22 protein-coding genes, 1 pseudogene and 1 riboswitch are annotated in these 26,993 nt (G+C 71.2%); of the genes and pseudogenes, 14 read left to right on the top strand and 9 right to left on the bottom strand.

Annotated elements, in window-relative coordinates; translation table 11 throughout:
* Positions 1-98 precede the first annotated feature (98 nt).
* The 5 genes from PS467_RS18400 to PS467_RS18380 all read left to right on the top strand — a co-directional run bounded on the left by PS467_RS18400 (position 99) and on the right by PS467_RS18380 (position 7,556).
* Entirely contained in the window at positions 99-1,601 is a 1,503-nt protein-coding gene (locus tag PS467_RS18400) for an aldehyde dehydrogenase family protein (protein ID WP_311036201.1), read from the top strand.
* A 206-nt stretch (positions 1,602-1,807) separates the two neighbouring features.
* The gene (locus PS467_RS18395) at positions 1,808-3,394 is read left to right on the top strand and encodes a GMC family oxidoreductase (protein ID WP_311036200.1); all 1,587 of its coding nucleotides are present in this window, start codon (positions 1,808-1,810) and stop codon (positions 3,392-3,394) included.
* On the top strand, positions 3,394-4,494 hold the full coding sequence (locus tag PS467_RS18390) for a quaternary amine ABC transporter ATP-binding protein (protein WP_311036199.1): 1,101 nt from the start codon (positions 3,394-3,396) through the stop codon (positions 4,492-4,494). The genes PS467_RS18395 and PS467_RS18390 overlap by 1 nt, the downstream gene beginning before the upstream one ends.
* Before the next feature lie 46 nt (positions 4,495-4,540).
* Positions 4,541-6,568 carry an ABC transporter permease gene (locus PS467_RS18385; RefSeq protein ID WP_311036198.1) on the top strand — a complete coding sequence of 676 codons (2,028 nt, stop codon included), beginning with the start codon at positions 4,541-4,543 and terminating at the stop codon, positions 6,566-6,568.
* Position 6,569: 1 nt separating this feature from the next.
* Positions 6,570-7,556: an ABC transporter substrate-binding protein gene (locus tag PS467_RS18380; protein WP_311036197.1), complete on the top strand. Its 987-nt coding sequence runs from the start codon at positions 6,570-6,572 to the stop codon at positions 7,554-7,556.
* Between the two features lie 45 nt (positions 7,557-7,601).
* On the opposite strand, the gene PS467_RS18375 is transcribed toward PS467_RS18380, so the two are convergent.
* A complete protein-coding gene (locus PS467_RS18375; protein WP_268972655.1) occupies positions 7,602-8,084 on the bottom strand; it encodes a carboxymuconolactone decarboxylase family protein in 483 nt (160 codons plus the stop codon).
* 46 nt (positions 8,085-8,130) lie between these two features.
* On the opposite strand from PS467_RS18375, the gene pdxR reads away from it, so the two are divergent.
* From pdxR to PS467_RS18360, 3 genes are all read left to right on the top strand, one after another.
* Positions 8,131-9,684, top strand: a complete 1,554-nt coding sequence (pdxR, locus tag PS467_RS18370; RefSeq protein ID WP_311036196.1) for a MocR-like pyridoxine biosynthesis transcription factor PdxR — start codon at positions 8,131-8,133, stop codon at positions 9,682-9,684.
* Between the two features lie 128 nt (positions 9,685-9,812).
* Entirely contained in the window at positions 9,813-10,175 is a 363-nt protein-coding gene (locus PS467_RS18365; protein ID WP_311036195.1) for a hypothetical protein, read from the top strand.
* A 15-nt stretch (positions 10,176-10,190) separates the two neighbouring features.
* Positions 10,191-11,378: a glutathionylspermidine synthase family protein gene (locus PS467_RS18360; protein ID WP_311036194.1), complete on the top strand. Its 1,188-nt coding sequence runs from the start codon at positions 10,191-10,193 to the stop codon at positions 11,376-11,378.
* Positions 11,379-11,461: 83 nt separating this feature from the next.
* Here PS467_RS18360 and rocD read toward each other — a convergent pair whose 3' ends face one another.
* Entirely contained in the window at positions 11,462-12,682 is a 1,221-nt protein-coding gene (rocD, locus tag PS467_RS18355) for an ornithine--oxo-acid transaminase (RefSeq protein WP_311036193.1), read from the bottom strand.
* 36 nt (positions 12,683-12,718) lie between these two features.
* Positions 12,719-12,816, top strand: a riboswitch (ZMP/ZTP riboswitch).
* A 39-nt stretch (positions 12,817-12,855) separates the two neighbouring features.
* Here rocD and glyA point away from each other — a divergent pair.
* Positions 12,856-14,127: a serine hydroxymethyltransferase gene (glyA, locus tag PS467_RS18350; RefSeq protein ID WP_311036192.1), complete on the top strand. Its 1,272-nt coding sequence runs from the start codon at positions 12,856-12,858 to the stop codon at positions 14,125-14,127.
* Between the two features lie 401 nt (positions 14,128-14,528).
* Here glyA and PS467_RS18345 read toward each other — a convergent pair.
* Positions 14,529-15,050, bottom strand: a pseudogene (locus PS467_RS18345) (RNA polymerase sigma factor); the annotation flags it as partial.
* Positions 15,051-15,126: 76 nt separating this feature from the next.
* Between PS467_RS18345 and trpS the strand changes: the two are divergent.
* From trpS to PS467_RS18330, 3 genes are all read left to right on the top strand, one after another.
* The gene (gene trpS, locus PS467_RS18340) at positions 15,127-16,140 is read left to right on the top strand and encodes a tryptophan--tRNA ligase (protein WP_268972648.1); all 1,014 of its coding nucleotides are present in this window, start codon (positions 15,127-15,129) and stop codon (positions 16,138-16,140) included.
* A gap of 177 nt (positions 16,141-16,317) precedes the next feature.
* Complete coding sequence (locus tag PS467_RS18335) at positions 16,318-16,917, top strand: 2'-5' RNA ligase family protein (protein ID WP_311036191.1); 600 nt, start codon at positions 16,318-16,320, stop codon at positions 16,915-16,917.
* Positions 16,918-17,141: 224 nt separating this feature from the next.
* Entirely contained in the window at positions 17,142-18,200 is a 1,059-nt protein-coding gene (locus tag PS467_RS18330) for a YihY/virulence factor BrkB family protein (protein ID WP_311036190.1), read from the top strand.
* Between the two features lie 153 nt (positions 18,201-18,353).
* On the opposite strand, the gene PS467_RS18325 is transcribed toward PS467_RS18330, so the two are convergent.
* Positions 18,354-19,661, bottom strand: coding sequence for a D-alanyl-D-alanine carboxypeptidase family protein (locus tag PS467_RS18325; RefSeq protein WP_311036189.1), 1,308 nt, complete (start codon positions 19,659-19,661; stop codon positions 18,354-18,356).
* Between the two features lie 106 nt (positions 19,662-19,767).
* On the opposite strand from PS467_RS18325, the gene PS467_RS18320 reads away from it, so the two are divergent.
* Together PS467_RS18320 and PS467_RS18315 are read left to right on the top strand one after the other, a co-directional pair.
* Positions 19,768-20,019, top strand: coding sequence for an SCO4848 family membrane protein (locus PS467_RS18320; protein ID WP_268972643.1), 252 nt, complete (start codon positions 19,768-19,770; stop codon positions 20,017-20,019).
* Positions 20,020-20,598: 579 nt separating this feature from the next.
* Positions 20,599-21,936 carry a metallophosphoesterase gene (locus PS467_RS18315; RefSeq protein WP_311039899.1) on the top strand — a complete coding sequence of 446 codons (1,338 nt, stop codon included), beginning with the start codon at positions 20,599-20,601 and terminating at the stop codon, positions 21,934-21,936.
* Between the two features lie 63 nt (positions 21,937-21,999).
* On the opposite strand, the gene PS467_RS18310 is transcribed toward PS467_RS18315, so the two are convergent.
* The 5 genes from PS467_RS18310 to sdhC form a co-directional block, all read right to left on the bottom strand.
* Entirely contained in the window at positions 22,000-23,322 is a 1,323-nt protein-coding gene (locus PS467_RS18310) for a VanZ family protein (protein WP_311036188.1), read from the bottom strand.
* Between the two features lie 190 nt (positions 23,323-23,512).
* The gene (locus tag PS467_RS18305; protein ID WP_311036187.1) at positions 23,513-24,286 is read right to left on the bottom strand and encodes a succinate dehydrogenase iron-sulfur subunit; all 774 of its coding nucleotides are present in this window, start codon (positions 24,284-24,286) and stop codon (positions 23,513-23,515) included.
* Positions 24,286-26,040: a succinate dehydrogenase flavoprotein subunit gene (gene sdhA / locus PS467_RS18300; RefSeq protein WP_268972638.1), complete on the bottom strand. Its 1,755-nt coding sequence runs from the start codon at positions 26,038-26,040 to the stop codon at positions 24,286-24,288. Before sdhA ends, PS467_RS18305 begins: the two co-directional genes overlap by 1 nt.
* A 24-nt stretch (positions 26,041-26,064) precedes the next feature.
* Positions 26,065-26,535, bottom strand: coding sequence for a succinate dehydrogenase hydrophobic membrane anchor subunit (locus PS467_RS18295; RefSeq protein ID WP_311036186.1), 471 nt, complete (start codon positions 26,533-26,535; stop codon positions 26,065-26,067).
* Between the two features lie 5 nt (positions 26,536-26,540).
* On the bottom strand, positions 26,541-26,921 hold the full coding sequence (gene sdhC / locus PS467_RS18290; protein ID WP_268972636.1) for a succinate dehydrogenase, cytochrome b556 subunit: 381 nt from the start codon (positions 26,919-26,921) through the stop codon (positions 26,541-26,543).
* Between the last annotated feature and the right edge of the window lie 72 nt (positions 26,922-26,993).

Below are 26,993 nucleotides of genomic sequence, written 5' to 3'. Positions count from 1 at the left end.
TTGCGAATTGCGCATAGGTTCCGGCCATTCGGTTAGGGGTCCACGTTGCTGGCTTGGGCCAGTGGCAGAACTCGTGGAACCGGAAGGCAGAGGATCACGTGGCGGCAGCCGAGACGATTCATGTGGATGGGGTGTGGCAGGCGGCCGCATCCGGCGCGCAGCGGGAGGTTCTCGACCCCGCGGACGCCAAGACCCTCGCCGTCGTCTCCGAGGGTGGCGTGGAGGACACCGACGCGGCGGTAGCGGCCGCCCGCCGTGCCTTCGACCAGGGACCCTGGCCCCGGACGCCGGTGGCCGAGCGGGCGGCGCTGCTGCGCCGCGTCGCCGAGCTGCTCCAGCGCGACCGCGAGACGATCGCGCTCACCGAGAGCCGTGACACCGGCAAGACCCTGGAGGAGGGCCGGGTCGACGTCGACGACGTGACCAACGCCTTCCGGTACTTCGCCGACCTGGCCGCGGGCGAGTCGGCCGGGCGCGTCATCGACGCGGGCACCCCCGATGTGCACAGCGTCGTGGTCCATGAACCGGTCGGCGTCTGCGCGATGATCACCCCCTGGAACTATCCGCTGCTCCAGGCCAGCTGGAAGATCGCCCCGGCGCTCGTGGCCGGGAACACCTTCGTGATCAAGCCCAGCGAAGTGACCCCGCTGTCCACCGTCCATCTGGTCAAGCTGCTGGTCGAGGCCGGGCTGCCGGCCGGGGTGGCCAACCTGGTCACCGGCGCGGGCGACCCGGTGGGCGCCCGGCTGTCCGAGCACCCCGATGTGGATCTGGTCTCCTTCACCGGTGGCCTGGTCAGCGGCACCAAGGTCGCCCAGGCCGCCGCGCCGACGGTCAAGAAGGTCGCGCTGGAGCTCGGCGGCAAGAACCCCAATGTGGTCTTCGCCGACGCCTGCGCCACCGCCGAGGGCTTTGACACCGCCGTCGACCAGGCCCTGAACGCCGCCTTCATCCACAGCGGCCAGGTCTGCTCGGCCGGCGCCCGGCTGATCATCGAGGAGTCGGCGCGGGAGCGGTTCGTGGCCGAACTCGCCCGCCGCGCGGAGAAGATCAAGCTGGGCCGGGGCACCGAGGACGGGGTCGAATGCGGTCCGCTGGTCTCGGCCCAGCAGCTGGACAAGACCGAGGCGTATGTGGCGTCCGCCCTGGCGGAGGGCGCGTTGCTGCGCTGCGGCGGCAAGCAGCCGGAGCCCAGCGAGGTCCGCCCGGCCACCGGTTACTTCTACCTCCCGACCGTTCTCGACCAGTGCCACCGCGAGATGCGGGTGGTGCGCGAGGAGACGTTCGGGCCGATATTGACGGTCGAGTCCTTCCAAACCGAGGAAGAGGCCGTCACACTCGCCAATGACACGGAGTACGGACTGGCCGGCGCCGTCTGGTCCGCCGACACCGCGCGGGCGCGGCGCGTCGCCGCCCGGCTGCGGCACGGCACCGTGTGGATCAACGACTACCACCCCTACCTCCCGCAGGCCGAATGGGGCGGTTTCGGCAAGTCCGGGGTCGGGCGCGAGCTCGGTCCCGCGGGCCTTGACGAATACCGCGAGACCAAGCACGTCTACGAGAACCTGCGGCCGAGCCCGGTGCGCTGGTTCGCCGGCTGACGCCCCCGCCGCCCCGCCCGGGACACGGCCGGGCCCGGACTCCTCCCCCGGGGCCCGGACCCGGCCGCGCCCGATGACGGCCGGCGGCGGCTGACGCCCGTAGCCACCGAGGCACCCAGCACCCCCCACACCCAGGGGGGCGGCAGCCCCCGGCCCGCCGCACCGGCGCGGGCCGCCTGGGTAAGACCCCGAGGAGTAACCCCACCATGTCCGAACCTGTCGCATACGACTACGTCGTCATCGGCGGCGGCACCGCAGGGTCGGTGATCGCTTCCCGGCTCACCGAGGACCCGGACATCCGGGTCGCCGTCATCGAGGGCGGACCGTCCGATGTCGACCGGCCCGATGTGCTCACCCTGCGCCGCTGGCTCGGGCTGCTCGGCGGTGACTTGGACTACGACTACCCCACCACCGAGCAGCCACGCGGGAATTCACATATCCGGCACAGCCGGGCCCGGGTGCTCGGGGGGTGCTCCTCGCACAACACCCTGATCTCCTTCAAGCCGCTGCCGGGCGACTGGGACGAGTGGGCCGAGGCCGGTGCCGAGGGCTGGGACGCGGCGTCCATGGACCCGTACTTCCACCGGCTGCGCAACAACATCGTCCCGGTGGACGAGAAGGACCGGAACCCGATCGCGCGGGACTTCGTCGAGGCCGCCCAGGCCGCCGCCGGGGTGCCGCGCGTCGAGGGGTTCAACAAGAAGCCGTTCCACGAGGGCGTCGGCTTCTTCGACCTCGCGTACCACCCGGAGAACAACAAGCGTTCCTCGGCGTCGGTCGCCTATCTGCACCCGTTCCTGGACCGGCCCAACCTGCGTCTGATGCTGGAGACCTGGGCGTACCGGCTGGAGCTCGACGACAGCGGCCGGGCCACCGGAGTCCACGTCCGCACCAAGGACGGCGAGGAGATCCTCGTCCGGGCCGGAACCGAGGTCCTGGTCTGCGCGGGCGCCGTGGACACCCCGCGGCTGCTGCTGCACTCCGGTATCGGGCCCAGGGCGGACCTGGAGGCGCTGGGCATCCCCGTCGTCCACGATCTGCCGGGCGTCGGCGAGAACCTGCTCGACCACCCGGAGTCGGTGATCGTGTGGGAGACGGACGGCCCGATCCCGGAGAACTCCGCGATGGACTCCGACGCGGGCCTGTTCATCCGGCGGGACCCCGAATCCCGGGGCCCGGACCTGATGTTCCACTTCTACCAGATCCCGTTCACCGACAATCCGGAGCGGCTGGGGTACGAAAAGCCCGAGCACGGCGTGTCGATGACCCCCAACATCCCCAAGCCGCGCAGCCGCGGCCGGCTCTACCTCACCAGCGCCGACCCGTCCGTCAAGCCCGCCCTCGACTTCCGGTACTTCACGGACGAGGCCGACTACGACGGCCGCACGCTGGTCGACGGCATCCGCCTCGCGCGGGAGATCGCCAAGACCGAACCGCTGGCGGGCTGGCTCAAGCGCGAGGTGTGCCCGGGGCCGGAGATCACCTCGGACGAGGAGATCAGCGAGTACGCCCGCAAGGTCGCGCACACCGTGTACCACCCGGCGGGCACCTGCCGTATGGGCGCCACGTCGGACGAACTCGCCGTGGTCGGCCCCGATCTGCGGATCCGGGGCCTGGACGGCGTCCGTATCGCCGACGCGTCCGTCTTCCCGACGATGCCGGCCGTGAACCCGATGATCGGAGTGCTGATGGTGGGCGAGAAGTGCGCTGAGCTGCTGTTCGAGGATCGCGATCGGGAACGGCGCGGGCCGGATGAGCGCGCCGCCATCCTCGCGCCGGGAGGCGAGGTGTGATGGCGACGACCCTGGCCCCCGAGACCCCCGGCACCCCCAGGCCCCCCGAGGGCGGCGAGCGCACCCCGGTGTTCTCGGTCCGCGACCTGTGGAAGGTCTTCGGCCCCAAGGCCGACCGCATCCCGGGCTCCCCCGAGGCCGAACTGCCCGCCGCGGAGCTGCGCGCCCGCACCGGCTGCACCGCCGCCGTGCGCGAGGTGTCCTTCGACGTCCAGCCGGGCGAGGTGTTCGTGGTCATGGGGCTGTCCGGCTCCGGCAAGTCCACCCTCGTCCGCTGTCTCACCCGGCTGATAGAGCCCACCTCCGGCACCCTGAAGATCGACGGCGAGGACGTCCTGGCCATGGACAAGGCCCGGCTGCGCGATCTGCGCCGGCACCGCGCCGCCATGGTCTTCCAGCACTTCGGCCTGCTGCCGCACCGCTCCGTCCTCGACAACGTCGCCTACGGCCTGGAGATCCAGGGCGTCGGCAGGACCGAGCGCCGCGCCAGGGCCGCCGAGATGGTGGAGAAGGTCGGCCTCACCGGTCTCGAGCGCCGCCGCCCCGGACAGCTCTCCGGCGGTCAGCAGCAGCGGGTGGGCCTGGCCCGCGCGCTCGCCGTCGACCCCGAGGTGCTGCTCTTCGACGAGCCGTTCAGCGCGCTCGACCCGCTGATCCGCCGCGATATGCAGGAAGAGGTCATCCGGCTGCACCGCGACGAGGGCCGCACGATGGTCTTCATCACCCATGACCTCAGCGAGGCGCTGCGGCTCGGGGACCGGATCGCGCTGATGCGCGACGGCGGGATCGTGCAGCTCGGCACCCCGGAGGAGATCGTCGGCTCCCCGGCCGACGACTACGTACGGGACTTCGTCCGCGACGTACCGCGTGAGCAGGTGCTGACCGTGCGCCGCGCGATGCGCCCCGCGACGTCCGAGGAGAAGGACGGCGGGCCCGCGCTGGCCCCGGGCACCACGGTCGCCGACGCGATCGAGGCCGTGGCCCGCACCGGCGGCCCCGCGCGCGTCGTCGACGGCGGCCGCTGCCTGGGCGTCGTCGACCACGCCTGCCTGCTCAGCGTGGTCGCGGGCCTGGACGGCAAGGAGGTGGCCGCGGCATGAGCACCACCTCGATCCTCGCGCCGCCGGGCGGGGCCGGGGGGCGCGGATGAGTGCCACGGCCACGCGTTCCGCCACCGACCGCTCCACCGACCCCGCCACCGAGCCGGCCGCCACCGGGACGGCGGCAGCGCGCCCGTCCCCGCTGAGCGCGGCCGTCCGCAGCCACGCGGTGCGCAAGCTCGCGGTGCTCGTGGTGATCGCCGCCGTGCTCGTACCGCTCGCGCACGCCACGTGGGCCAGCGGCAGCTGGCCGCACGCGCTGACCGTCGATGTGTCCGGACCGCTCGGCAACGCCAGCGACTGGATCATCGACAACCGCGACAGCCACTGGATCTTCCTCTACTTCTTCGGCCACATCAGCAACGCGGTCATCATCTGCGTGCGCGCCGTCTACGTCGTCCTGCTCACCCTCGGCTGGGCCGGGGTCACCGCCGCCTCGACCCTGGTGGCCTGGCGGGTCGCCGGGGTGCGGGTCGCGGTGACGACGGTGGTGTCCTTCGCCGTGTGCGGGCTGCTGGGCATGTGGGTGCCGACGATGCAGACGCTCGCGCTGATGGCCGTCGCCGTCACCGCGTCCGTCGTGGTCGGCGGGCTGCTGGGGCTGGCCGGCGGGCTCTCGGAGCGGGCGTTCCGGGCGCTGCGGCCGGTGCTGGACACCATGCAGGTGCTGCCCGCGTTCGCCTATCTGCTGCCCGTCGTGCTGATCTTCGGCATCGGCGTACCGGGCGCGGTGCTGGCCACCGTGATCTACGCGGCCCCGCCGATGGCCCGGCTCACCGCCCTCGGCCTGCGCGGCGCGGACGCCGGGGTGCTGGAGGCGGTGACCTCGCTCGGCGCCACCTGGCGGCAGCGGCTGCTGTCGGCCCGGCTGCCGCTGGCCCGCAAGGAGCTGCTGCTGGGCGTCAACCAGGCGATCATGATGGCGCTGTCCATGGCCGTGATCGCGTCGGTGATCGGCGGCGGCGGTCTCGGTGACCGCGTCTACCAGGCGCTGTCCAGCGTGGACGTCGGCAAGGCGCTCGCCGCCGGTCTGCCGATCGTGCTGCTGGCCGTCGTGATGGACCGCACCACGGCGTCGGCGGGCGAGCGCCTCGGCGAGCCGCCGGCCGAGGACGGGCCCCGGCTGCTGCGCGGCCGGCTCGCCTGGGCGGGCGTCGCGGTGCTCACCGCGGTGGTGACCGTGGCCGGACGGCTGACCGGGTCGCAGACCTGGCCGACCGGCTGGACCGTCGCCATCGAGGAGCCCGTCAACCAGTTCAAGGACTGGATGGTCGACCACCTCTACACGGGTGTGCCGGTCGTCGGCGGCACCGCCGACTGGGCCTCGGACTACGTCAGGTGGATCCTGGACCCGCTGCGCGAGGGGCTCCAGGGCCTGCCGTGGTACGCGGTGCTGCTGATCGTCGCGACGCTGGCCTGGCTGATCGGCACCTGGGCCACCGCCCTGACCGCCACCGCCGCCATGGCCGCGATCGGCGTGCTCGGGGTGTGGGAGCCGTCCATGGACACCCTCTCCCAGGTGCTGGCGGCCGTCTTCGTCACGCTGGTGCTCGGCTTCGCGATCGGCATCGCGGCCGCGCGGTCCACCCGGCTGGAGCGGCTGCTGCGGCCGGTGCTGGACGTGTGCCAGACCATGCCGCAGTTCGTGTACCTGATCCCGGTGGTCGCGCTGTTCGGCGTCGGCCGCGCCCCGGCGGCGGCCGCGGCCATCGTCTACGCGCTGCCCGCCGTCATCCGCATCACCACCCAGGGCCTCAGGAGCGTCGATCCGGCGGCGCTGGAGTCGGCGCGTTCGCTCGGCGCCACCCAGGGACAGCAGCTGCGCCAGGTCCAGCTTCCGCTGGCCCGCCCGGCGCTGCTGCTCGCCGTCAACCAGGGCGTGGTGCTGGTGCTGGCCGTGGTGATCATCGGCGGTCTGGTCGGCTCGGGCGCGCTCGGCTACGACGTGGTGTTCGGCCTGGCGCAGGGCGATCTGGCCACCGGTCTGGTCGCCGGTGCGGCGATCGTCTGTCTGGGGCTGATGCTGGACCGGGTCACCCAGCCGACCGCGCGCCGCGACAGGAAGGGGGCCTGAGATGGCTCGCACCCGCACTCAGCTGCTGATGGCCGCGGCCGGGGTCACGGCCGTGTTCACCGCGACCGGCTGCGGCGCCGCGGACATGACCAAGCAGACCTCGCCGTACGCCAATGTGGGCGGCGCGAAGAGCGTCACGCTCTCGGTCCAGTCGTGGATCGGCGCCCAGTCCAATGTCGCGGTCGCCCAGTACCTGCTGGAGCACGAGCTGGGCTACCGGGTCGACACCGTCCAGGTGGACGAGGTGCCGGCGTGGGACGCGCTCAGCCAGGACCGGGTGGACGCGATCCTGGAGGACTGGGGCCACCCGGACCAGGAGCAGCGCTACGTCAAGGACAAGAAGACGATCGTGCCGGGCGGCGGGCTCGGCGTCACCGGCCATATCGGCTGGTGGGTGCCGAAGTACTTCGCCGACGCCCATCCGGACGTGCTGGACTGGAAGAACCTCAACAAGTACGCGAAGACCTTCAAGACCGCGGAGAGCGGCGGCAAGGGCCAGCTGCTGGACGGCTCCCCGTCCTATGTCACCAATGACAAGGCGCTGGTGAAGAACCTGAAGCTGAACTACCAGATCGTCTTCGCGGGTTCGGAAGCGGCGCAGATCACCCAGATCAAGCAGTTCGCCAAGGCCAAGAAGCCGTTCCTGACCTATTGGTACGAACCGCAGTGGCTGTTCAACCAGGTGCCGATGGTCGAGGTCAAGCTGCCGACGTACACGGACGCGTGCGCGGCCGAGGGCACCGAGAACCCCGACTCCATCGACTGCGCCTACCCGACCACACCGCTCCAGAAGTACCTCAACGCGGACTTCGCGCAGCACGGCGGCGAGGCGGCCGAGTTCCTGAAGAGGTTCCACTGGACCAAGCAGGACCAGAACGAGGTGTCCGAGATGATCGCCTCGCAGGGGATGTCGGCCCAGGACGCCGCGGAGAAGTGGGTCAAGAAGCACCCGGACGTCTGGAAGAAGTGGCTGCCCCGAGCCCGGTGACGGAAAGCGGCCCCCGTCGTCGGCGACGGCGGGGGCCGCTTTCCGTCACCTGCTCGGCTTGTGGGAGCCGGGGATCATGCGGGTGGTGACACCGATCCGGTTCCAGGCGTTGATGGTGAGGATCAGGGCGATCAGCTGGGCCAGCTCCGGCTCCTCGAAGTGCTTGGCGGCCCGCTCGTAGACCTCGTCCGGGACGAAACCGTCGGTCAGGACGGTGACGGCCTCGGTCAGGGCCAGGGCGGCCTGCTCCTTCTCGGTGAAGAGGTGACCGGCCTCCTCCCAGGCGTTGAGGAGGTAGAGACGCTCCTCGGACTCACCCGCCGCACGGGCCTCCCCAGCGTGCAGGTCGATGCAGAACGCGCAGCGGTTGAGCTGCGAGGCCCGTATCTTGACCAGCTCGGCGAGCACCGGGTCCACGCCCTTCCGGGCGGCCGCGTCCAGATTGACCATGGCCTTGTAGACCTCGGGGGCGGCCTTGAAGAACCGCATCCGGGGAGCGTGTGGGTGAGGGGTCTCGGTCGTTGTCATACGGCCACGCTAGAGGCCCGGCGGCCCAGGAGTATGGTCCATTTTCATGGCGGATTCATGGGCCACTTCGCCGGCGGACGAGGTCGCGAAGCGGGCGGACGGCGGGGCCCGTCCGGGGGCGGACCTCCATCTGGATCTGCCCCGGGGCGGCGGGACCGGGGTGCGGGCCGCGCTCATCCGCGCACTGCGCGACGCCGTCCGCACCGGGCGGCTCGCCCCGGGCACCCGGCTGCCCTCCTCCCGCTCCCTCGCCGCGGACCTCGGCATCGCCCGGAACACCGTCGCCGACGCCTATGGGGAACTGGTCGCCGAGGGGTGGCTGACGGCCCGGCAGGGCTCCGGCACCCGGGTCGCCCGGCGCGTCGTACCGCCCGAGCCCGCGCCGCCGCGCACCCCTCCGGCCGCCGCCGTGGCCGACCTTCGGCCCGCCTATGACCCCCGGCCCGCCTACGACCTGCGGCCCGGATCGCCCGATGTCTCGGCCTTCCCCCGGTCCGCCTGGCTCTCCGCGGCCCGCCGCGCCCTGACCGCCGCACCGAACGACGCCTTCGGCTACGGCCGGCCCGCGGGCCGGCCCGAGCTGCGGCGGGTCCTGGCCGACTATCTGGCGCGCGCCCGCGGCGTACGGGCCGCGCCGGAACGGATCGTGGTCTGCGCGGGGTTCGTCCAAGGGCTGGCCCTGCTCAGCCGGGTGCGGGCGCGGGCCGGCCACCGCGAGGTGGCCGTGGAGTCGTACGGGCTCGACGTCCACTGGAACGTGATGCGCGGGGCCGGGCTGCGCACTGTGCCGCTGCCGGTCGACCAGCACGGGGCGCGGACGGCGGAGCTGGACCGGCTGACCGCGCGGACCGTGCTGCTCACCCCGGCGCATCAGTTCCCCACCGGAGTGCGGCTGGTGCCCGACCGGCGCGCCGCCGTGGTCGACTGGGCCTCGCGGGTGGGCGGGCTGGTGCTGGAGGACGACTACGACGGGGAGTTCCGCTACGACCGTCAGCCGGTCGGGGCGCTCCAGGGGCTCGCCCCCGAGCATGTGGTCTATCTGGGCACCGCGAGCAAGAGCCTGGCGCCCGCGCTGCGGCTGGCGTGGATGGTGGTGCCGGACCATCTGATGGACGACCTCCTGGCGGTCAAGGCGACGGGGGAGTGGCAGTCGGGCGGGCTGGACCAGCTGACGCTCGCGGAGTTCATCGACTCGGGGGCGTACGACCGCCATGTGCGCGGTATGCGGATGCGCTACCGGCGCCGCCGCGATCAGCTGGTGGCGGCGCTCGCCGAACGCGCCCCGGAGGTGCGGATCACGGGCATCGCGGCGGGGCTGCACGCGGTGCTCGAACTGCCGCCGGGCACCGAGCGGTCCGTGGTGCAGGGCGCGGCCTGGCAGGGGCTGGCCCTGGAGGGGCTGGCCCGCTACCGCTACCGCGAGCCGGAGCAGCCGGAGGGACCGGGGGAGCAGCGGGACGAGCCCGGACCGGGGGAGCAGCCGGACGGGCCCGGACCGGGACTGGGCGGGCAGCCGGACGCGCTGGTGTTCGCCTACGGCGCCCCGCCCGACCACGCCTTCACGGGCGCCCTGGATGCGCTGTGCCGGGTGCTGCCCTGAACCCCAGCCCGGCTGAACCCCAGCCCGGCTGCACCCTGCCCGCCTGCACCCTGCCCGTCCGGACCCTGCCGTACAGGTGCACGACAACTCCCCTAAAGTGGCGGCAGCACACGACGGGGGAGGCACCAATGGAAGAACCGAAGATACGGAAAGCCCCACGGCGACTGCGGTCGAGCACGGTGATCCTGGGCGGCATGGGCGCGCTGGCGGCGGCGCTCACCTCCTGTGGTTCGGAACCGGACAAGCGCTGTGTGGACCGGAACAGCTATGACGTGGTGAACGGATACCGGGTCGTCGACTCCAGCGCCTGCAAGAACTCTTCGTCCACCTCGGTTGGCAAGGGCAAGAAGAGCCGGGGCCAGAAGAGCGTCGACGGCGAGTGGTACTACGACTCCGACGTCAGCGGCCGCTGGGCGGACTACGGCACCTTCGACAAGAGCAAGGCGGCCGACCGCGGCGGCTTCGGCTGCTCGGGCTCCAGCGGCGGCTGAACGGGCCGCCCCACGATGAAGCGCCACACCATCGACCCCCGCCCCGACTGGCAGTCCACGGTGGAGGAGCAGGGGGTCATCTATCCGCTGACCCGCTACCCGGACGGCTCGCTGCGCCCCTACTGGGACGAGAGCGCCTACTACGCCTTCTCGCTGCCCGAGGTGGAGGCGCTGGAGGAGGTCGTCGAGGAGCTGCACCGGATGTCGCTGGCCGCGGCCGCCCATATCGTCGACACCGGCCGCTTCGCCGACCTCGGCATCGACGATCCGCGGCTGGCCGGGCTGATCGCCGAGTCCTGGCACCGCCGGGCCGAACAGCCCAGCGTCTACGGCCGGTTCGACCTGCGCTACGACGGCGGCACGGGCCCGGCGAAGCTGCTGGAGTACAACGCCGACACGCCCACCTCGCTGGTGGAGGCGGCCAGCGCCCAGTGGTTCTGGATGGAGGATCGCTTCCCGGGCGCCGACCAGTGGAACTCCCTCCATGAACGGCTGGTCGACGCCTGGCGCACCCAGGCGGCGCTGCTGCCGCCGGGCTCGCCCCTGTACTTCGCGCATTCGGCCGGGGACGAGCTGGGCGAGGACCTGATGACGGTGGCCTACCTCCGCGAGACGGCCGAACAGGCCGGGCTGAGCACCGAGGCCATCTCCGTGGAGGACATCGGCTGGGAACGGCTGTCGGGCCGCTTCGTCGACAAGCGGTTCCGCTTCATCCGGAGCTGCTTCAAGCTCTATCCGTGGGAGTGGCTGGTCACCGACCGGTTCGGCCCGCATGTGCTGGACACGCTCGACAACGGGGGCGGCACCGGATCCACGCTGTGGATCGAACCGGCCTGGAAGATGCTGCTGTCCAACAAGGCGCTGCTGGCCGTGTTGTGGGAGCTCTTCCCGGGCCACCCCCATCTGCTGCCCGCCTACCTCGACGGCCCCCGGGAACTGGCCCGTACCACCGGCTATGTGGCCAAACCGCTGCTCGGCCGCGAGGGCGCCGGGGTCACCGTGCATCCGCCGGGCGAGGACCCGGTCCTCCGGGACGAGCCGTGCTGCTACCAGGAGCTGGCGCCGCTGCCCGACTTCGACGGCAACCGGGTGGTGCTCGGCACCTGGGTCGTCCAGGGCGAGTCGGCGGGGCTCGGCATCCGCGAGTCGGCGGGGCTGGTGACGGACGAGTACGCGCGCTTCATACCGCACGTCATTCTCTGAACCGTACGGGGCCACTGAGCTGTTCGGGGTCGCTGAGCCGTACGGTTCCGCTGAGCCGTACGGAGCCACCGAACCGTGCACGTTCACTCGGCCAGCACCGCCCTGAGCTGGTCCAGCGCCCACTCCAGATCCTCCTCGCTGATCACCAGGGGCGGGGCGATCCGGATGGTGGCGTCGTGGGTGTCCTTCACCAGCACCCCGCGGTCCATGAGCCGCTCGGAGATCTGCCGCCCGGTGCCCCGTGACGGATGGATGTCCACCCCCGCCCACAGCCCCCGGCCGCGCACCTGCTGGACTCCCTTTCCCAGCAGCAGCCCCAGCTCCCGGTGGAGCAGCTCGCCCAGCTCGGCCGAGCGCCGCTGGAATTCGCCGGTCCGCACCATGGCGATGACCTCCAGGGCGACCGCGCAGGCCAGCGGGGAGCCGCCGAAGGTCGAGCCGTGCTCCCCGGGGCGGTGCACCCCGAGCACCTCCCGGGAGGACACCACCGCCGACACCGGCACCACCCCGCCGCCCAGCGCCTTGCCCAGCACATAGACATCGGGGACCACCCCCTCGTATTCACAGGCGAAGGTGGTGCCGGTGCGCCCGAGACCCGACTGGATCTCATCGGCGATGAACAGCACGTTCCGCTCCCGGGTCAGCTCCCGGACCCCGGTCAGATAGCCGGGCGGCGGCACCACCACCCCCGCCTCGCCCTGGACCGGCTCCAGCAGCACGGCGACCGTCTCCTCGGGCGCGGCGTCGAGCGTCGCCTCCATCGCCGCCAGGTCCCCGTACGGCACGGTCGCGAACCCCGGGGTGAAGGGGCCGTGGTGGGCACGGGCCTCCGGATCGGTGGAGAAGCTGATGAGGGTGGTGGTCCGGCCGTGGAAGTTGTTCCCGGCGGCGATGATCCTGGCCCGGCCGTCCGGTACGCCCTTGATCCGGTAGCCCCATTTACGGGCCGTCTTGACCGCCGTCTCCACCGCCTCCGCCCCCGTGTTCATGGGCAGCACCATCTCCATACCGCACAGCTCGGCCAGCTCGGAGCAGAAGGCGCCGAAGCGGTCGTGGTGGAAGGCGCGCGAGGTGAGGGTGACCCGGTCCAGCTGGGCCTTGGCGGCCTCGATCAGCCGGCGGTTGCGATGCCCGAAGTTCAGCGCCGAGTATCCGGCGAGCAGATCGAGGTACCGGCGGCCCTCGACATCGGTCATCCAGGCGCCCTCGGCGGACGCGATGACGACCGGCAGCGGATGGTAGTTGTGCGCGCCATGGGCCTCGGCGGTGGCGATGGCCCGCTCGGCGGAGTGTCCCGGTCCCATCTCGTCCTCCTTTCTTGTCCCACTAGCTAGAGTGGAGGTGCGTATCGTGACTGGCGAGCCGAGCGTGGAATCGACCACGAGGAAGCGATGCGTGGCCCCAGCGCCACGAGGTGCCGCCCGCCTGGGCACCCCGGGACACGACCGGACCGTCACCGATCGCCCCGGAGGACTCGATGAGCCTGCCCCTGTCCCATCCCGCCCTTCTCGCCGCCGACCCCGAACTCGCCTCCCTCGTCGGCGCCGAGGAGCTGCTACAGGCCGAGACCCTGCGCCTGATCCCCAGCGAGAACTATGTCTCCGCCGCCGTCCTGGAAGCCTCCGGAACGGTGCTCCAGAACAAGTACAGCGAGGGCTACGCCGGCCGCCGCTACTACGAGGGCCAGCAGGTCATCGACCAGGTCGAAACCCTGGCGATCAACCGGGCCAAGGCCGTCTTCGGGGCCGAGCACGCCAATGTCCAGCCCTACTCCGGCTCGCCCGCCAACCTCGCCGTCTATCTGGCCTTCGCCCGGCCCGGTGACACCGTGATGGGCATGTCGCTGCCCATGGGCGGTCATCTCACCCACGGCTGGGGCGTCTCCGCCACCGGCGCGTGGTTCCGCGGTGTCCAGTACGGGGTGCGCCAGGACACCGGTGCGATCGACTTCGACCAGGTGCGCGAGCTGGCCCTCGCGGAGCGGCCCAAGCTGATCTTCTGCGGTGGCACGGCGGTGCCCCGCACGATCGACTTCGCCGCCTTCGCGGAGATCGCTCGCGAGGTGGACGCGGTGCTCGTCGCCGATATCGGGCATATCGCCGGTCTGATCGCGGGCGGCGCCCACCCCTCGCCGGTGCCGTACGCCGATGTCATCTCCACCACCACCCATAAGACGCTCCGGGGTCCGCGCGGCGCGATGCTGATGGCGCGCGAGACCCATGCCAAGGCCATTGACAAGGCCGTCTTCCCCGGGCTCCAGGGCGGTCCGCACAACCAGACCACCGCCGCCATCGCGGTGGCCCTGCACGAGGCCGCCCAGCCCGCCTTCCGTGACTACGCGCATGCCGTGGTCGCCAACGCCAAGGCGCTCGCCGAGGCGCTGCTCGCCCGCGGCTTCGATCTGGTCTCCGGCGGCACCGACAACCATCTGATCCTGATGGACCTGACGCCCAAGGAGGTGCCGGGCAAGGTCGCTGCCAAGGCCCTGGACCAGGCCGGGATCGTGGTGAACTACAACACCGTCCCGTTCGACCCGCGCAAGCCCTTCGACCCCTCCGGGATCCGGATCGGCACTCCCTCCCTCACCTCGCGTGGTCTGTCCACCGAGCACATGCCCGCCGTGGCCGACTGGATCGACCGCGGGGTGACCGCCGCGAAGAGCGGTGACGAGGGCGCCCTCCTCAAGATCAGGGCCGAGGTGGCCGAGCTGATGGCCGCCTACCCGGCTCCCGGTCTGCCGACCGGCTGACGCTGACGCCGCCCGCGGGGCCCTGCCCGGCCTCCAGGCCGGGCAGCGGCCGCCACCACTGCTCCTCCGGGATCCGGTCGTCGGCCACCGGCACCGGCAGGCCCACGATCCGGGCGAGCACCCGCTCGACCAGTGTCTCCCCGTACGCCGGCGGCACGCCTTCCTCCGGTGCTACCGGCGGCACGCCGTCCGTCCGCGGCACGCCGTCCGTCCGCGACGCGTCGTCCATCCGTGGCACGCCGCGCGGCGACGGTCCGCCGGATGGCGGTATCTCCAGCGCCCGCCCGAGTGCCCGCAGCTCGCCGGGCAGCCCTTCCTCGGCCATCTCCTGCGCCTCCCCGCTCCGTCTCATGGGCTGTTGTCGTCTCCTCGACCGTCTTGTCGGCCGTCTCCGACGGCCCCAGCAGTTGCTCCAGCCGTCTCAGGGCGCGGCTCAGCCGCGACTTGACCGTGCCGCGCGGCCAGCCCAGCGCCTCCGCCGTCTCCGCCTCGTCCAGATCCAGCAGATAGCGGTAGATCACCACCCGCCGCTGCGGCTCGCTCAGCTCCTCCAGCGCGGTCAGCAGCCGCCCCCGCCGCTCGCCCGCCAGCGCCACGGCCGCCGGATCGGCCGATTCCGGTATCACCGGCTCGGCACCGGACAGCAGAGCCCCCTCCCGGTCCGCCGCCGTCCGCCGCCGACGCGCCGAGCGCACCGCGTTACTCGTCTCATGGGCGACGATCCGCAGCAGCCAGGGCCGGAACGCCGCCTCGCTCTGGAACCGACCCAGCGCGAGATACGCCTTCACAAAGGCGTCCTGTACCACATCCTCGGCGTCCGCGCCCGCCCCGAGCAGCCGGGCGGTGCGGTGCGCGATCGGCGCATGGGCCCGCACCAGCTCGGCGTACGCCTCGGTGTCGCCGGCCCGCACCCGCGCGATGATCTGTGCTTCACCAGTCCTCACACCTTTCATACACCGGCGGACGGAGTCTGGTTCCACACCTGAGAGAATGGGTGTCATGGCCCTCGATCGTCCCCGTGCGCTCTCCGGTATCCAGCCCACCGCAGGTTCGTTCCACCTCGGCAACTACCTCGGTGCGATTCGGCAGTACGTCGCGCTACAGGAGACCCACGACGCGTTCTACACCGTGGTCGACCTGCACGCGATCACCGTGCCGCAGGATCCGGCCGAGCTGCGCGCCAACAGCCGGCTCGCCGCCGCGCAGCTGCTCGCCTCCGGTCTGGACCCGGACCGCTGCACGCTCTTCATCCAGAGCCATGTGCCCGAGCACGCGCAGCTCGGTTGGGTGATGAACTGTCTCACCGGCTTCGGCGAGGCGTCCCGGATGACGCAGTTCAAGGACAAGTCGGCCAAGCACGGCGCCGAGCGGGCCACCGTCGGCCTCTTCACCTACCCGATCCTCCAGGTCGCGGACATCCTGCTGTACCAGGCCCACCACGTCCCGGTGGGCGAGGACCAGCGCCAGCACATCGAGCTCACCCGGGACCTGGCCGACCGCTTCAACGGCCGCTTCGGCGAGATCTTCACCGTCCCCGCTCCGTACATCGTCAAGGAGACGGGGAAGATCTACGACCTCCAGGACCCGACGATCAAGATGAGCAAGTCGGCCTCCACGCCGAAGGGCATCATCAGCCTCCTCGACGAGCCCAAGGTCTCGGCGAAGAAGATCAAGAGCGCGGTGACCGACCTGGAAACCGAGATCCGCTTCGACGAGGAGAAGAAGCCGGGCGTCAGCAATCTGCTGACCATCTACTCCACCCTGACCGGCACCGCCATCCCGGAGTTGGAGCGCCGTTACGAGGGCAAGGGCTACGGCGCGCTCAAGACCGACCTCTCCGAGGTGCTGGTCGAGTGGGTCACGCCGTTCCGCGAGCGGACCCAGGAATACCTCGGTGACCCCGCGACGTTGGACGGGATCCTGGCCAAGGGCGCCGAGAAGGCCCGCGCCGTCGCCGCCGAGACGCTGGCCGCCGCCTACGACAAGGTGGGCTTCCTGCCCGCGGCGCGCTGAGCGGCACTGCCCCGCCCACCGCAGAACACACCGGTCCGGCCCCCCTGACCAGGGGGCCCGCGGACCCGTGTGCCGAAGGACCGAGGAACCTAGCCGCGAAGGCGGCGCAGCCGCCACACTGACACGGGTGCAGCGGCCAGAAACCAGCAGCCCGGGAGGGCCAGGAGGGAGAACGCAGTGGGGACCGTAACGCTCGGCGTTTCGATCGCGGTCCCGGAGCCGTACGGCAGCTTCCTCCAGGAGCGGCGCGCGGGCTTCGGCGACCCGGCCGCCCACGGCATCCCCACCCACGTCACCCTCTTGCCGCCGACCGAGGTCGACGCCTCGGTGCTGCCCGCCGTGGAGGACCATCTGGCGCGGGTCGCGGCCGAGGGGCGGCCGTTCCCGATGCGGCTGGAGGGCACCGGCACCTTCCGGCCGCTCTCGCCGGTCGTCTTCGTCAGGATCGTCGAGGGCGCGGAGGAGTGCGCGGTGCTCCAGGAGCGGATCCGGATGGAGTCCGGGCCGTGCGCGCGTGAGCTCCAGTTCCCGTACCACCCGCATGTCACGGTCGCGCACGGCATCGACGAAGAGGCGATGGACCGGGCGTTCGTCGAGCTCAAGGAGTACGAGGCCGCCTGGATGATCAACGGCTTCGCGCTGTACGAGCAGGGGGCGGACGGGGTCTGGCGCCTGGACCGCGAGTACCCCTTCGGGACGGACGAACAGCCGGACGGCGCCTCGCCCATGGTGCCCCGTCAGGCCGCACTCACCCGCCCGGCGGCGCCCCACCGCTAGCCCTCCGGCCGGACCAGCCCTACCCAAGAGGGCCAGCCCCACCCAAGAGGGCCAGCCGCTCGAAGAAGACCAGCCGCTCCCCGGAGCGGTCGGAAGGTCGTACTCACGCCCTCACCGAAAAGAGTGATGAGCGGAGCATCGGTCCGGGGAACCCGGATATGCGTCTCCGTACCGCTCGTCGGTGCGCCGAGGAGTGAGAACGCGCGGAAGGGTAGTGGCTGATCATGGAATCGTTGACCCGGCTGCCTGTCGTCGGCCCCGCTGTCGCCTGGCTGATGCACACCCACGCCTGGCGCACCTACGCACGGCTCGACCGCGTCCACTGGACCCGGCTCGCCGCCGCGATCACCTTCACCAGCTTTCTCGCCTTCTTCCCGCTCATCGCCGTCGGCGCGGCGATCGGCGCGGCGACGCTCACCGATGCGCAGATGGCCCAGGTGCAGAAGAAGATCGCCCAGCAGATCCCCGGTATCTCCGGCCAGCTCGACCTGGGCGGGCTCGTCCAGAACGCGGCCACCATCGGAGTCGTGGCGGGCGCGCTGCTGCTGTTCACCGGCATCAGCTGGGTGGGCTCGCTGCGCGAATGCCTGCGCGCCGTATGGGAGCTGGAGGAGGACCCGGGCAACCCGCTGATGCGCAAGGTCAAGGACGCCTTCGTCCTGGTCGGACTCGGCGGGGTGGCCCTGGTCTCGTTCGCCGTGTCCACCCTGGCCGCCACCGCCGTGGGCCGGGTCGTCCGGCTCATCGGCATCCCCGAGAACGGGATCGGCGGCTGGCTGCTGCGGATCGCCGCGTTCGCCGTCGCCGTCGGCGCCGACTTCCTGCTGCTGTGCTACGTCCTGACCTGGCTCCCCGGGGTGGAACCGCCCCGCCGTACGGTCGCGGTCGCCGCGCTCATCGGCGCGATCGGCTTCGAACTGCTCAAGCTGCTGCTCAGCAGTTATCTGAAGGGCGTGGCGGCGAAGAGCATGTACGGGGCCTTCGGGGTGCCCATCGCCCTGCTGCTGTGGATGAACTTCACCGCGAAACTCACGCTGTACTGCGCCGCGTGGACCGCCATCCCGCCCGCCGCCCAGGCCGAGCACGAGGCCGAATGGGCGGCCGAGGCGGACAAGGCCCAGCCTGACGGCAAGACGCAGCCGGAGGAGGACCGGCCGGAGAAGGCCCGGCCGGAGGAGGACCGGCCGGAGGAGGCCGGTCCGGACGAGGCCCGGCCGTCCGGGCCGACCAAGGTCGAAGGGCCCCGCGCCGGCGGGCGGGAGGGCCCGTCGGCGGCGGCGTGAGACCGGACGGTGGCGGCCGGCCGTGCCACACGGGGCCATGGCGGCCGTAAGGCGGCGGCGATACCGACCGGAGACGGCGGCCATAAGGCGACCACCGTAAGCCGTGAGGCGACAACCGTAAGGCGGCGGCCGTAAGGCGACCAGGCGGTTGGCTCAGTCGCGGGAGCGGCGCCGCACCAGCTCCGGCAGCGGCCAGCGGCGGTGCACCCCGAAGGCCGCCGCGCCCAGCAGCGCCAGTGAGCCGCCCGCGATGCCCGCCGCGGTCCAGAGGCCGTTGGAGCTTCCGTTGTCCGCCGAGACGGACGCCTGGGTGTCCTTGTGGCTGTCCTTGCCGTCGGCCGACGGGTGGCTCGCGCCCGCCGTGCCCGGCCGGACGAGGGTGCCCACCGGGTTCACCGAGCCCGACGCCTCGAACCCCCAGTCGAGGAGCTTCGCGCTCTCCTTGTAGACCTCGTTCGCCTCGGCCTTCTGCGGGTTCATGACGGTGACCAGCAGCACCCGGTCCCCGCGCTGTGCGACCCCGGTGAAGGTGGAGCCCGCATGCGAGGTGTAGCCGTTCTTGACCCCGGCGATGCCCTTGTAGTGCTCGACGCCGTAGCCGGTCAGCAGCCGGTTGGTGTTCTGAATGCCGAAGCTCGAGCGGTTCTTCTCGCCCTTCTTGTCCTTCGTGTACGTCCCGGGGAACTGCGCGGTCGCCGTCGAGCAGTACTCCCGGAAATCCGCCTTCTGGAGCCCCGAGCGGGCGAAGAGGGTCAGGTCGTATGCGCTGCTGACCTGGCCCTTCTCGTCGTAGCCGTCCGGTGTGACCACATGGGTGTCCCGGGCGTTCAGGTACTTCGCGTGTGCCTGCATATCCCTTACGGTCGCCGGGACACCGCCGTTCATGGCCGACAGCACGTGCACCGCGTCGTTGCCCGAGCGCAGGAAGACGCCGAGCCACAGGTCGTGGACCGTGTAGGTGTAGTTCTCCTTGACCCCGACCAGGCTGCTGCCCTCACCCATCCCCTCCAGGTCGGACAGCTCCACCTTGTGGGTCTTCGTCTTCGGCAGCTTGGGCAGCACCGTGTCCGCGAACAGCATCTTCAAGGTGGACGCGGGCGGCAGCTGCCAGTGGGCGTTGTACGAGGCGAGCACATCGCCCGACTCGGCGTCGGCCACCAGCCAGGACTTCCCGCTGAGCCCCTTGGGCAGCGCGGGCGCGCCCTGCTTGAGGTCCACCTGGATGCCGGGGCGGCCGAGCCGCTTCCCGCCCACCGTGGACATATGGGCGGGCGGCTTGACCTCGTCGGTGGAGCCGCCCGGCTGGTCGGCGGCGTACGCCGGGGCGACGGTGAGCGGACCGCACAGCAGCAGGGCAGCGGCGGTGGCCAGCGGGACGGCGGCGCGACGGGCAGGGGTGCGGCGGACGCTCTTACGGGTGTGGTCTCGGACGTGAGTGCTGGTGCAGGAAGGTGTGGGCACGGAGCTGAACGTACCCGGCGTCGCTGAAGAGGGCGAAAGCAGCGCCGACGTGTTGACGGCGGACCCCCGCGTGGAGGTATCGGCGGACCCGCCCATACTGGGAACCATGAAGCTCAGCCGCCCCGTGTCCTGGTTCCTGCTCGCCTTCGGGGTGTGGAGCTGGGTCATCTGGTTCACCTTTGTCAAAAACCTGTGGAAGGACGCCAGCGGACTCGCCTTCGACGACTCCGGTGATCCCACCGCCTACTTTTGGGTGCATCTGCTGCTCGCGATCACCTCGTTTCTCTTGGGGACGGCGATCGGGGTGATCGGGTTGCGCGGTGTGCGCGCTCTGCGTCGCGATGACGCCTCCCAGTAGCCGTTCGTAGCCGTTCCAGGTAGTCGCTAGGGGAGGGGACCGGGGATGGTCGTGCTCTATGTCCTGATCGCTGTGGCCGTCATCGGTCTGCTGGCCGGAGTCCACTGGTACGTGTGGCGCCGGCTCGTCCGCGATACGACGGCGCGCGGGGGATGGGCTCGCCGTACGGGTACGGCGGCGGCCTTCGTACTGCCGCTGACCAGCGTCGGGGCGCTGGTCGCGGGCCGCGCGGGCGCGTCCTTCCCGCTCCAGCGCGCACTGGCCTGGCCGGGTTACCTCTGGCTCGCGCTGCTCCTGTATCTGACCCTCGCCCTACTGGTCGGCGAGGCGGTGCGCCCTTTGCTGCGCGCTTGGGTGGGTCGCATGCCGGCCGAGTCCGCCCAGTCCGCTGATGTGCGGTCGACCGGGGGCCCGGCGGCGGCCGCGGGCGGCCCGGCCGCCGCCGCGAGCCACGGCGAGGGCGGGCCGGCGGCACCCGGCGGTATGCCGTGCGGCAGCTCGCCGACGGTGCTCCCGAGCGACACCGGGGCCGCGATGCCGACGGTGACCGACGGTGCGGACGCGGCTGGGCATGCGGCTGTGGCTGTGACGCGCGACGCGGCGGCGACCGGGGAAGGCGTGGGTGGTACGCCTGCGGCGAGCGCGGGTGGGGCGGCTGAGGGCGGCTTGGGCAGCGTGGGTGGTGCGGCTGGGGGCGGTGTGGCCGAGAGCGGCGTGGGCGGGGCGGTAAAGGGCGGGGCGGCTGAGGCTGCGGCGAGCGCGGGTGGGGCGGCTGAGGTCAGTTTGGGCAGCGTGGGTGGTGCGGCTGGGGGCGGTGTGGCCGGGGTCGACGGTGTGACTGAGGCTGCGGTGAGCGCGGGCGAGGCGGTCGAGGGCAGTTTGGGCAGCGTGGGTGGTGCGGCTGGGGGCGGTGTGGCCGAGGCCGGCGTGGCCGAGGCCGGCGTGGGCGGGACGGCTGAGGCTGCGACGAGCGTGGGCCAGGTGGCTGAGGGCGGCTTGGGTGGCTCGGGTGGAGCGGCTGACGGCGAGGGGGCGGACAGGGTGCGCGGGGGCGGGGCGGGCAAGGGCGGTGCGGGCGGTGGCGCGCTTGCTGTCTCTCGGCGGCTCTTTGTCGCGCGGACCGTGGCCGCCGCGGCCACCACCGTGGCGGCCGGAACGGTCGGGTACGGGGCGTACACCGTCTTGCGCGGGCCGAGGCTGAAGCGGATCACCGTGCCGCTCGCCAAGCTGCCGCGCCGGGCGCACGGCTTCCGGATCGCCGTCGTCAGCGACATGCACCTCGGGCCGATCCTGGGCCGCTCCCACACCCAGCGCGTCGTCGAGACGATCAACCGCACCCATCCCGACCTCATCGCCGTCGTCGGCGACCTCGTGGACGGCAGCGTGGCGGACCTCGGCCCGGCCGTCGAGCCGTTGCGCCGACTGAGCGCCCGGTACGGCAGCTACTTCGTCACCGGCAACCACGAGTACTACTCGGGCGCCGCCGAGTGGGTGGACCATGTGCGCGAGCTGGGTCTGCGGCCCCTGGAGAACGAGCGCACCGAGCTGCCCGGCTTCGATCTCGCCGGGGTGAACGACGTGGCGGGCGAGAGCGAGGGCCACGGCCCCGACTTCGACAAGGCGCTCGGCGACCGCGACCCCGCGCGCGCCTCCGTGCTGCTCGCCCACCAGCCGGTGGTGATCCACGACGCGGTGAAGGCGGGCGTCGACCTCCAGCTGTCCGGCCACACGCACGGCGGTCAGCTGTGGCCCGGCACCTACCTGGCCGAGCTCGCCAACCCCACCGCCGCCGGTCTCGACCGGTATGGCGACACCCAGCTCTATGTGAGCCGTGGCGCGGGCGCCTGGGGTCCGCCGGTACGGGTCGGGGCGCCGCCGGACGTCACCGTGGTGGAGCTGGCCTCGCCCCGCGCCTGAGCGCTTGCGTCCCCGGTTCACCCACGCGCCCGAGCCCCCGCGGCCCGCCTCGTACGCCCCGGATCAGCCGGAGCCGGTGGCCGACCGCTGACCCTCCGCCGGAACGGTGGTGCCCGGGGTACGCTCCCGATCGCTCGCCGGTGCGTCGTCGGCCGCCCGCTCCACCGGCTCCACCGCGATGGGAGCGGACCGGTCGGTGGCCCGTACGGCGCGCTTGTGCGGGAGCGTGGCGTTGCGAATGCCCGAGACGCGGTCGTGCGGGGCGAGCCGGTCCGGGTGACGCAGCGTCTTGTGGACGCAGATCGCGGTCAGCGTGAACCCGGCCGTCACGGCGAGCAGTTGGGCGGGGCTGAGCGCGCTGAGGACCGCCGCCATGCCCTGGGCACCCGAGTCGTGGACGGTGGTGAACAGGTCGGAGGGCCAGGGCTCGTTCAGCAGGGTCAGCACGGCCAGGAACAGCCCCGACAGGAACGGCATCACCAACGCTCCCAGCAGCAGCGCCCTCAGGGTCAGCCGCCAGGCCACCAGCGGGCCGCCGTCGTCCGCGACCAGTCGCAGCAGCAACAGCCGTTTCCCGGGTGTCGCGCCGGTGGCCAGCGGCAGCAGGACGAACCAGACCACGAAGACCGCGACGGGCAGCCAGGACGGAACCGCGCCGCCCCGCGCGGCCAGCACGGCGGCGGTGAACACCGCCGCCACGCCATATCCGGCCATATCGACGACGAGTGCGGTCAACCGCCGTCCGAACGGCACCGGACGGGCCGCCAGCGCCCGTCCGTCCAGCGTCTCCAGCGTGGGCAGCATCCGCGCGACCGGCCCGGCCAGCAGCCAGCCGATCACCGCTCCCGAGGTGTTGATGATCAGGTCGTCCACGTCGAAGAGGCGGTACGGGCAGTTGTAGAGGCCCCACACCCCGGTCCACTGCGTCAGCTCGAAGGACAGCGAGACCGCGAAACCGATGCCGGCGGTGCTGCGCAGCGAGCGCCCGAAGTGGTAGCGCAGGAAGACCCCGAGCGGCAGGAGCAGCAGCAGGTTGAAGACGGCTCCGGCGACGGCGGGGTTCTGGAGGATCAGCGCGTTGAGGTCGATCTTGTGGTGCGCCTCCTTCCAGATGTCGCTGAAGGTGTTCCCGGGCGTCCACTGCGGATGGGCCACGAGTGCGAACCGCTCGCACATGTCGGTGGTCTGCTTCGGCAGCGGCACGATCGTCATGCAGTAGGCCGTGAGCAGGTAGTAGAGGAAGCCGTAGAGCGACAGCGTCCGCCCCGGGGACATCACGCCGTAACGGCGGTACAGGAGGACGGCCGTCGGCAGCAGCAACACGATTGCCAGCAGCGGGAAGAGGGCGGCGGCCGTCTTGATCGGCAGAAGGTAGGCGGTGGCCATGCGGAGGACTATACGTCATGTGTATACATCGCGTGTATACGTGGGCTGCATAGCTGCGTATGGCTGCGTATGGCTCTTGATGCGGTGAGGGGGGATACGACGAGGGCCCCGCCCCCGGACCGTCCGACAGTCCGGGAAGCGGGGCCCTCGCCCACTCGGCTCCGTGGCGCAGAAGCAGGCGTAGAAAGCCTCAGAAGCGCCGCGTGATCAGCGCGCGCTTCACCTCCTGGATGGCCTTCGTGACCTCGATGCCGCGCGGGCACGCCTCCGTGCAGTTGAAGGTCGTACGGCAGCGCCAGACGCCGTCCTTGTCGTTCAGGATCTCCAGCCGCTGCTCACCGCCCTCGTCGCGGGAGTCGAAGATGAAGCGGTGCGCGTTGACGATCGCCGCCGGGCCGAAGTACTGGCCGTCGTTCCAGAACACCGGGCACGACGAGGTGCACGCGGCGCACAGGATGCACTTGGTGGTGTCGTCGAACCGCTCACGGTCCTCGGCGGACTGGAGCCGCTCGCGCGTCGGCTCGTTGCCCGTCGTGATCAGGAAGGGCATCACATCGCGGTACGCCTGGAAGAACGGCTCCATGTCCACGACCAGGTCCTTGAGGACCGCGAGTCCCTTGATGGGCTCGACCGTGATGGGCTTCTCCGGGTTGATGTCCTTGATCAGCGTCTTGCAGGCCAGCCGGTTGCGGCCGTTGATCCGCATGGCGTCGGACCCGCAGATGCCGTGGGCGCAGGAGCGGCGGAAGGTCAGGGTGCCGTCCAGGTCCCACTTGATCTTGTGGAGACCGTCGAGGACGCGCTCCTTGGGATCGATGTCGATCTGGAAGTCCTCCCAGACCGCCTGGTCCGAGACCTCCGGGTTGAAGCGCCGGATCCGGAAGGTGACGGTGATCAGGTGCGAGGCGGTGGCGTCGGCCGCCTCGGGGGCCTGGTCGGACTTCTCAAGCGTGGGGGTGCTCATCAGTACTTACGCTCCATCGGCTGGTAGCGGGTCTGCACGACCGGCTTGTAGTCGAGGCGGATGGACTCGGAGCCGTCCGCGCCCACCTCTCGGTACGCCATGGTGTGCCGCATGAAGTTGACGTCGTCGCGGTTCGGGTAGTCCTCGCGGTAGTGGCCGCCGCGCGACTCCTTGCGGGCCAGCGCCGAGATGGCCATGACCTCGGCCAGGTCGAGCAGGTTGCCCAGCTCGATGGCTTCCAGCAGATCGGTGTTGAACCGCTTGCCCTTGTCCTGGACGCTGACGTTCTTGTAGCGCTCGCGCAGGTGGCCGATCTCCTCGACGGCCTCCTTGAGCGTCTGTTCGGTGCGGAAGACCATGACGTTCTTGTCCATGGTCTCCTGGAGCGCCTTGCGGACCTCGGTGACCCGCTCGGTGCCGGTGGCGTCGCGCAGGTTCTCCACCTGGTCGCGGACGAACCCGGCCGGGTCCTCCGGGAGCTCGACGAAGTCGGCCTTGGCGGCGTACTCCGCGGCGGCGATGCCCGCCCGGCGGCCGAAGACGTTGATGTCGAGCAGCGAGTTGGTGCCCAGGCGGTTGGCGCCGTGCACCGAGACGCAGGCGACCTCACCGGCCGCGTACAGGCCGGGGACGACGGTGTCGTTGTCCGCCAGCACCTCGCCCTGGACGTTGGTCGGGATGCCGCCCATCGTGTAGTGCGCGGTCGGCTGGATCGGGATCGGGTCCGTGTACGGCTCGATGCCCAGGTACGTCCGCGCGAACTCGGTGATGTCGGGCAGCTTGGCGTCCAGCTGCTCCGGCGGCAGGTGGGTCAGGTCCAGGTAGACGTGGTCGCCCTGGGGACCGCAGCCGCGGCCCTCGCGGATCTCCGTGTAGATGGAGCGGGAGACCACGTCACGCGAGGCGAGGTCCTTCATGACCGGCGCGTACTTCTCCATGAAGCGCTCGCCGTCCTTGTTGCGGAGGATGCCGCCCTCACCGCGGGCGCCCTCCGTCAGCAGGATGCCCATGCGCCAGATGCCGGTCGGGTGGAACTGGAAGAACTCCATGTCCTCCAGCGGCAGCCCGCGCCGGTAGGCGACCGCCTGGCCGTCACCGGTGAGGGTGTGCGCGTTGGAGGTCACCTTGAAGAACTTGCCGCAGCCGCCCGAGGCGAAGATGACGGACTTCGCCTGGAAGATGTGCAGCTCACCGGTGGCCAGCTCATAGGCCACCACACCGGCGGTGCGCTTGACCCCGTCGATCTCGGGGAGCAGCAGGTCCAGGACGTAGAACTCGTTGAAGAACTCCACACCCTCCTTGACGCAGTTCTGGTACAGCGTCTGGAGGATCATGTGGCCGGTGCGGTCCGAGGCGTAGCAGGACCGGCGGACCGGGGCCTCGCCGTGGTTGCGGCTGTGGCCGCCGAAGCGGCGCTGGTCGATGGTGCCGTCCGGGGTGCGGTTGAACGGCAGGCCCATCTTCTCCAGGTCGAGGACGGAGTCGATGGCCTCCTTCGCCAGGATCTCGGCGGCGTCCTGGTCGACCAGGTAGTCACCGCCCTTGATGGTGTCGAAGGTGTGCCACTCCCAGTTGTCCTCCTCGACGTTGGCGAGGGCGGCGGCCATGCCGCCCTGCGCCGCGCCGGTGTGGGAGCGGGTCGGGTAGAGCTTGGTGAGCACCGCGGTGCGGCTGCGCTTGGTCGACTCGATGGCCGCGCGCATTCCGGCTCCGCCGGCGCCGACGATGACGGTGTCGTACTTATGGATCTTCATGAGTGGATACCTCAGCCCCGGGGCCTAGCGGATGTTCGGGTCGAAGGTGAAGATCACCAGAGTGCCGAGCACGATGGTGAACGTCGCCGCCGTGTAGAGCAGCGCCTTCAGCCACAGACGGGTGGTGTTCCGCTCCGCATAGTCGTTGATGATCGTGCGCAGGCCGTTCGCGCCGTGCAGCGTGGCGAGCCAGAGCATGATCAGATCCCATGCCTGCCAGAACGGCGAGGCCCAGCGGCCGGCCACGAAGGCGAAGCCGATCTTGGTGACACCGCCGTCCAGGACCAGCTGGATCAGCAGATGGCCCAGGACCAGGACGACCAGCAGGATGCCGGACAGGCGCATGAACAGCCAGCCGTACATCTCGAAGTTCGTACGGGTCGCCCTGGGCGTCTTGCGGGTGCGGGCCCGCGGCGGTTCGATGACCGGGGCCGGATGATCCACGTCGTACCCGGTGACCGAGTCGCTCGCGGGGGTGGTGGTCTCGGCGGACATGTGCGTCAGCTCCCGAACAGTTCGCGCAGCGAGTGCTGGAGGACCGGGTAGAAGGCACCGGCCATCAGCACGACCCAGACACCGACGACGGCCCAGAGCATCTGGCGCTGGTACTTCGCCCCCTTGGACCAGAAGTCGACGGCGATGACGCGAAGGCCGTTGAGGGCGTGAAACAGGATGGCGGCCACGAGGCCGTACTCCATCAGGTTCACGACGGGATTCTTGTAGGTGGCGACCACGTCGTCGTACGCCTCGGGCGAGACGCGGACCAGCGAGGTGTCCAGCACATGTACGAACAGGAAGAAGAAGATGAGGACGCCGGTGACTCGGTGAGCCACCCAGGACCACATGCCTTCCCGGCCGCGATACAGCGTTCCAGCCGGCACGGAAAAACCCTCCGGAAGCGGGATTGGGGCCTGCCGGCTTCACGGTCGGTCGGGCCCGGCCGGGTACGGTCC

The organism is Streptomyces luomodiensis, from assembly GCF_031679605.1.
GTDB classification, from domain to species: Bacteria; Actinomycetota; Actinomycetes; order Streptomycetales; family Streptomycetaceae; genus Streptomyces; species Streptomyces luomodiensis.
This window is presented reverse-complemented; position numbering and strand designations above follow the sequence as displayed.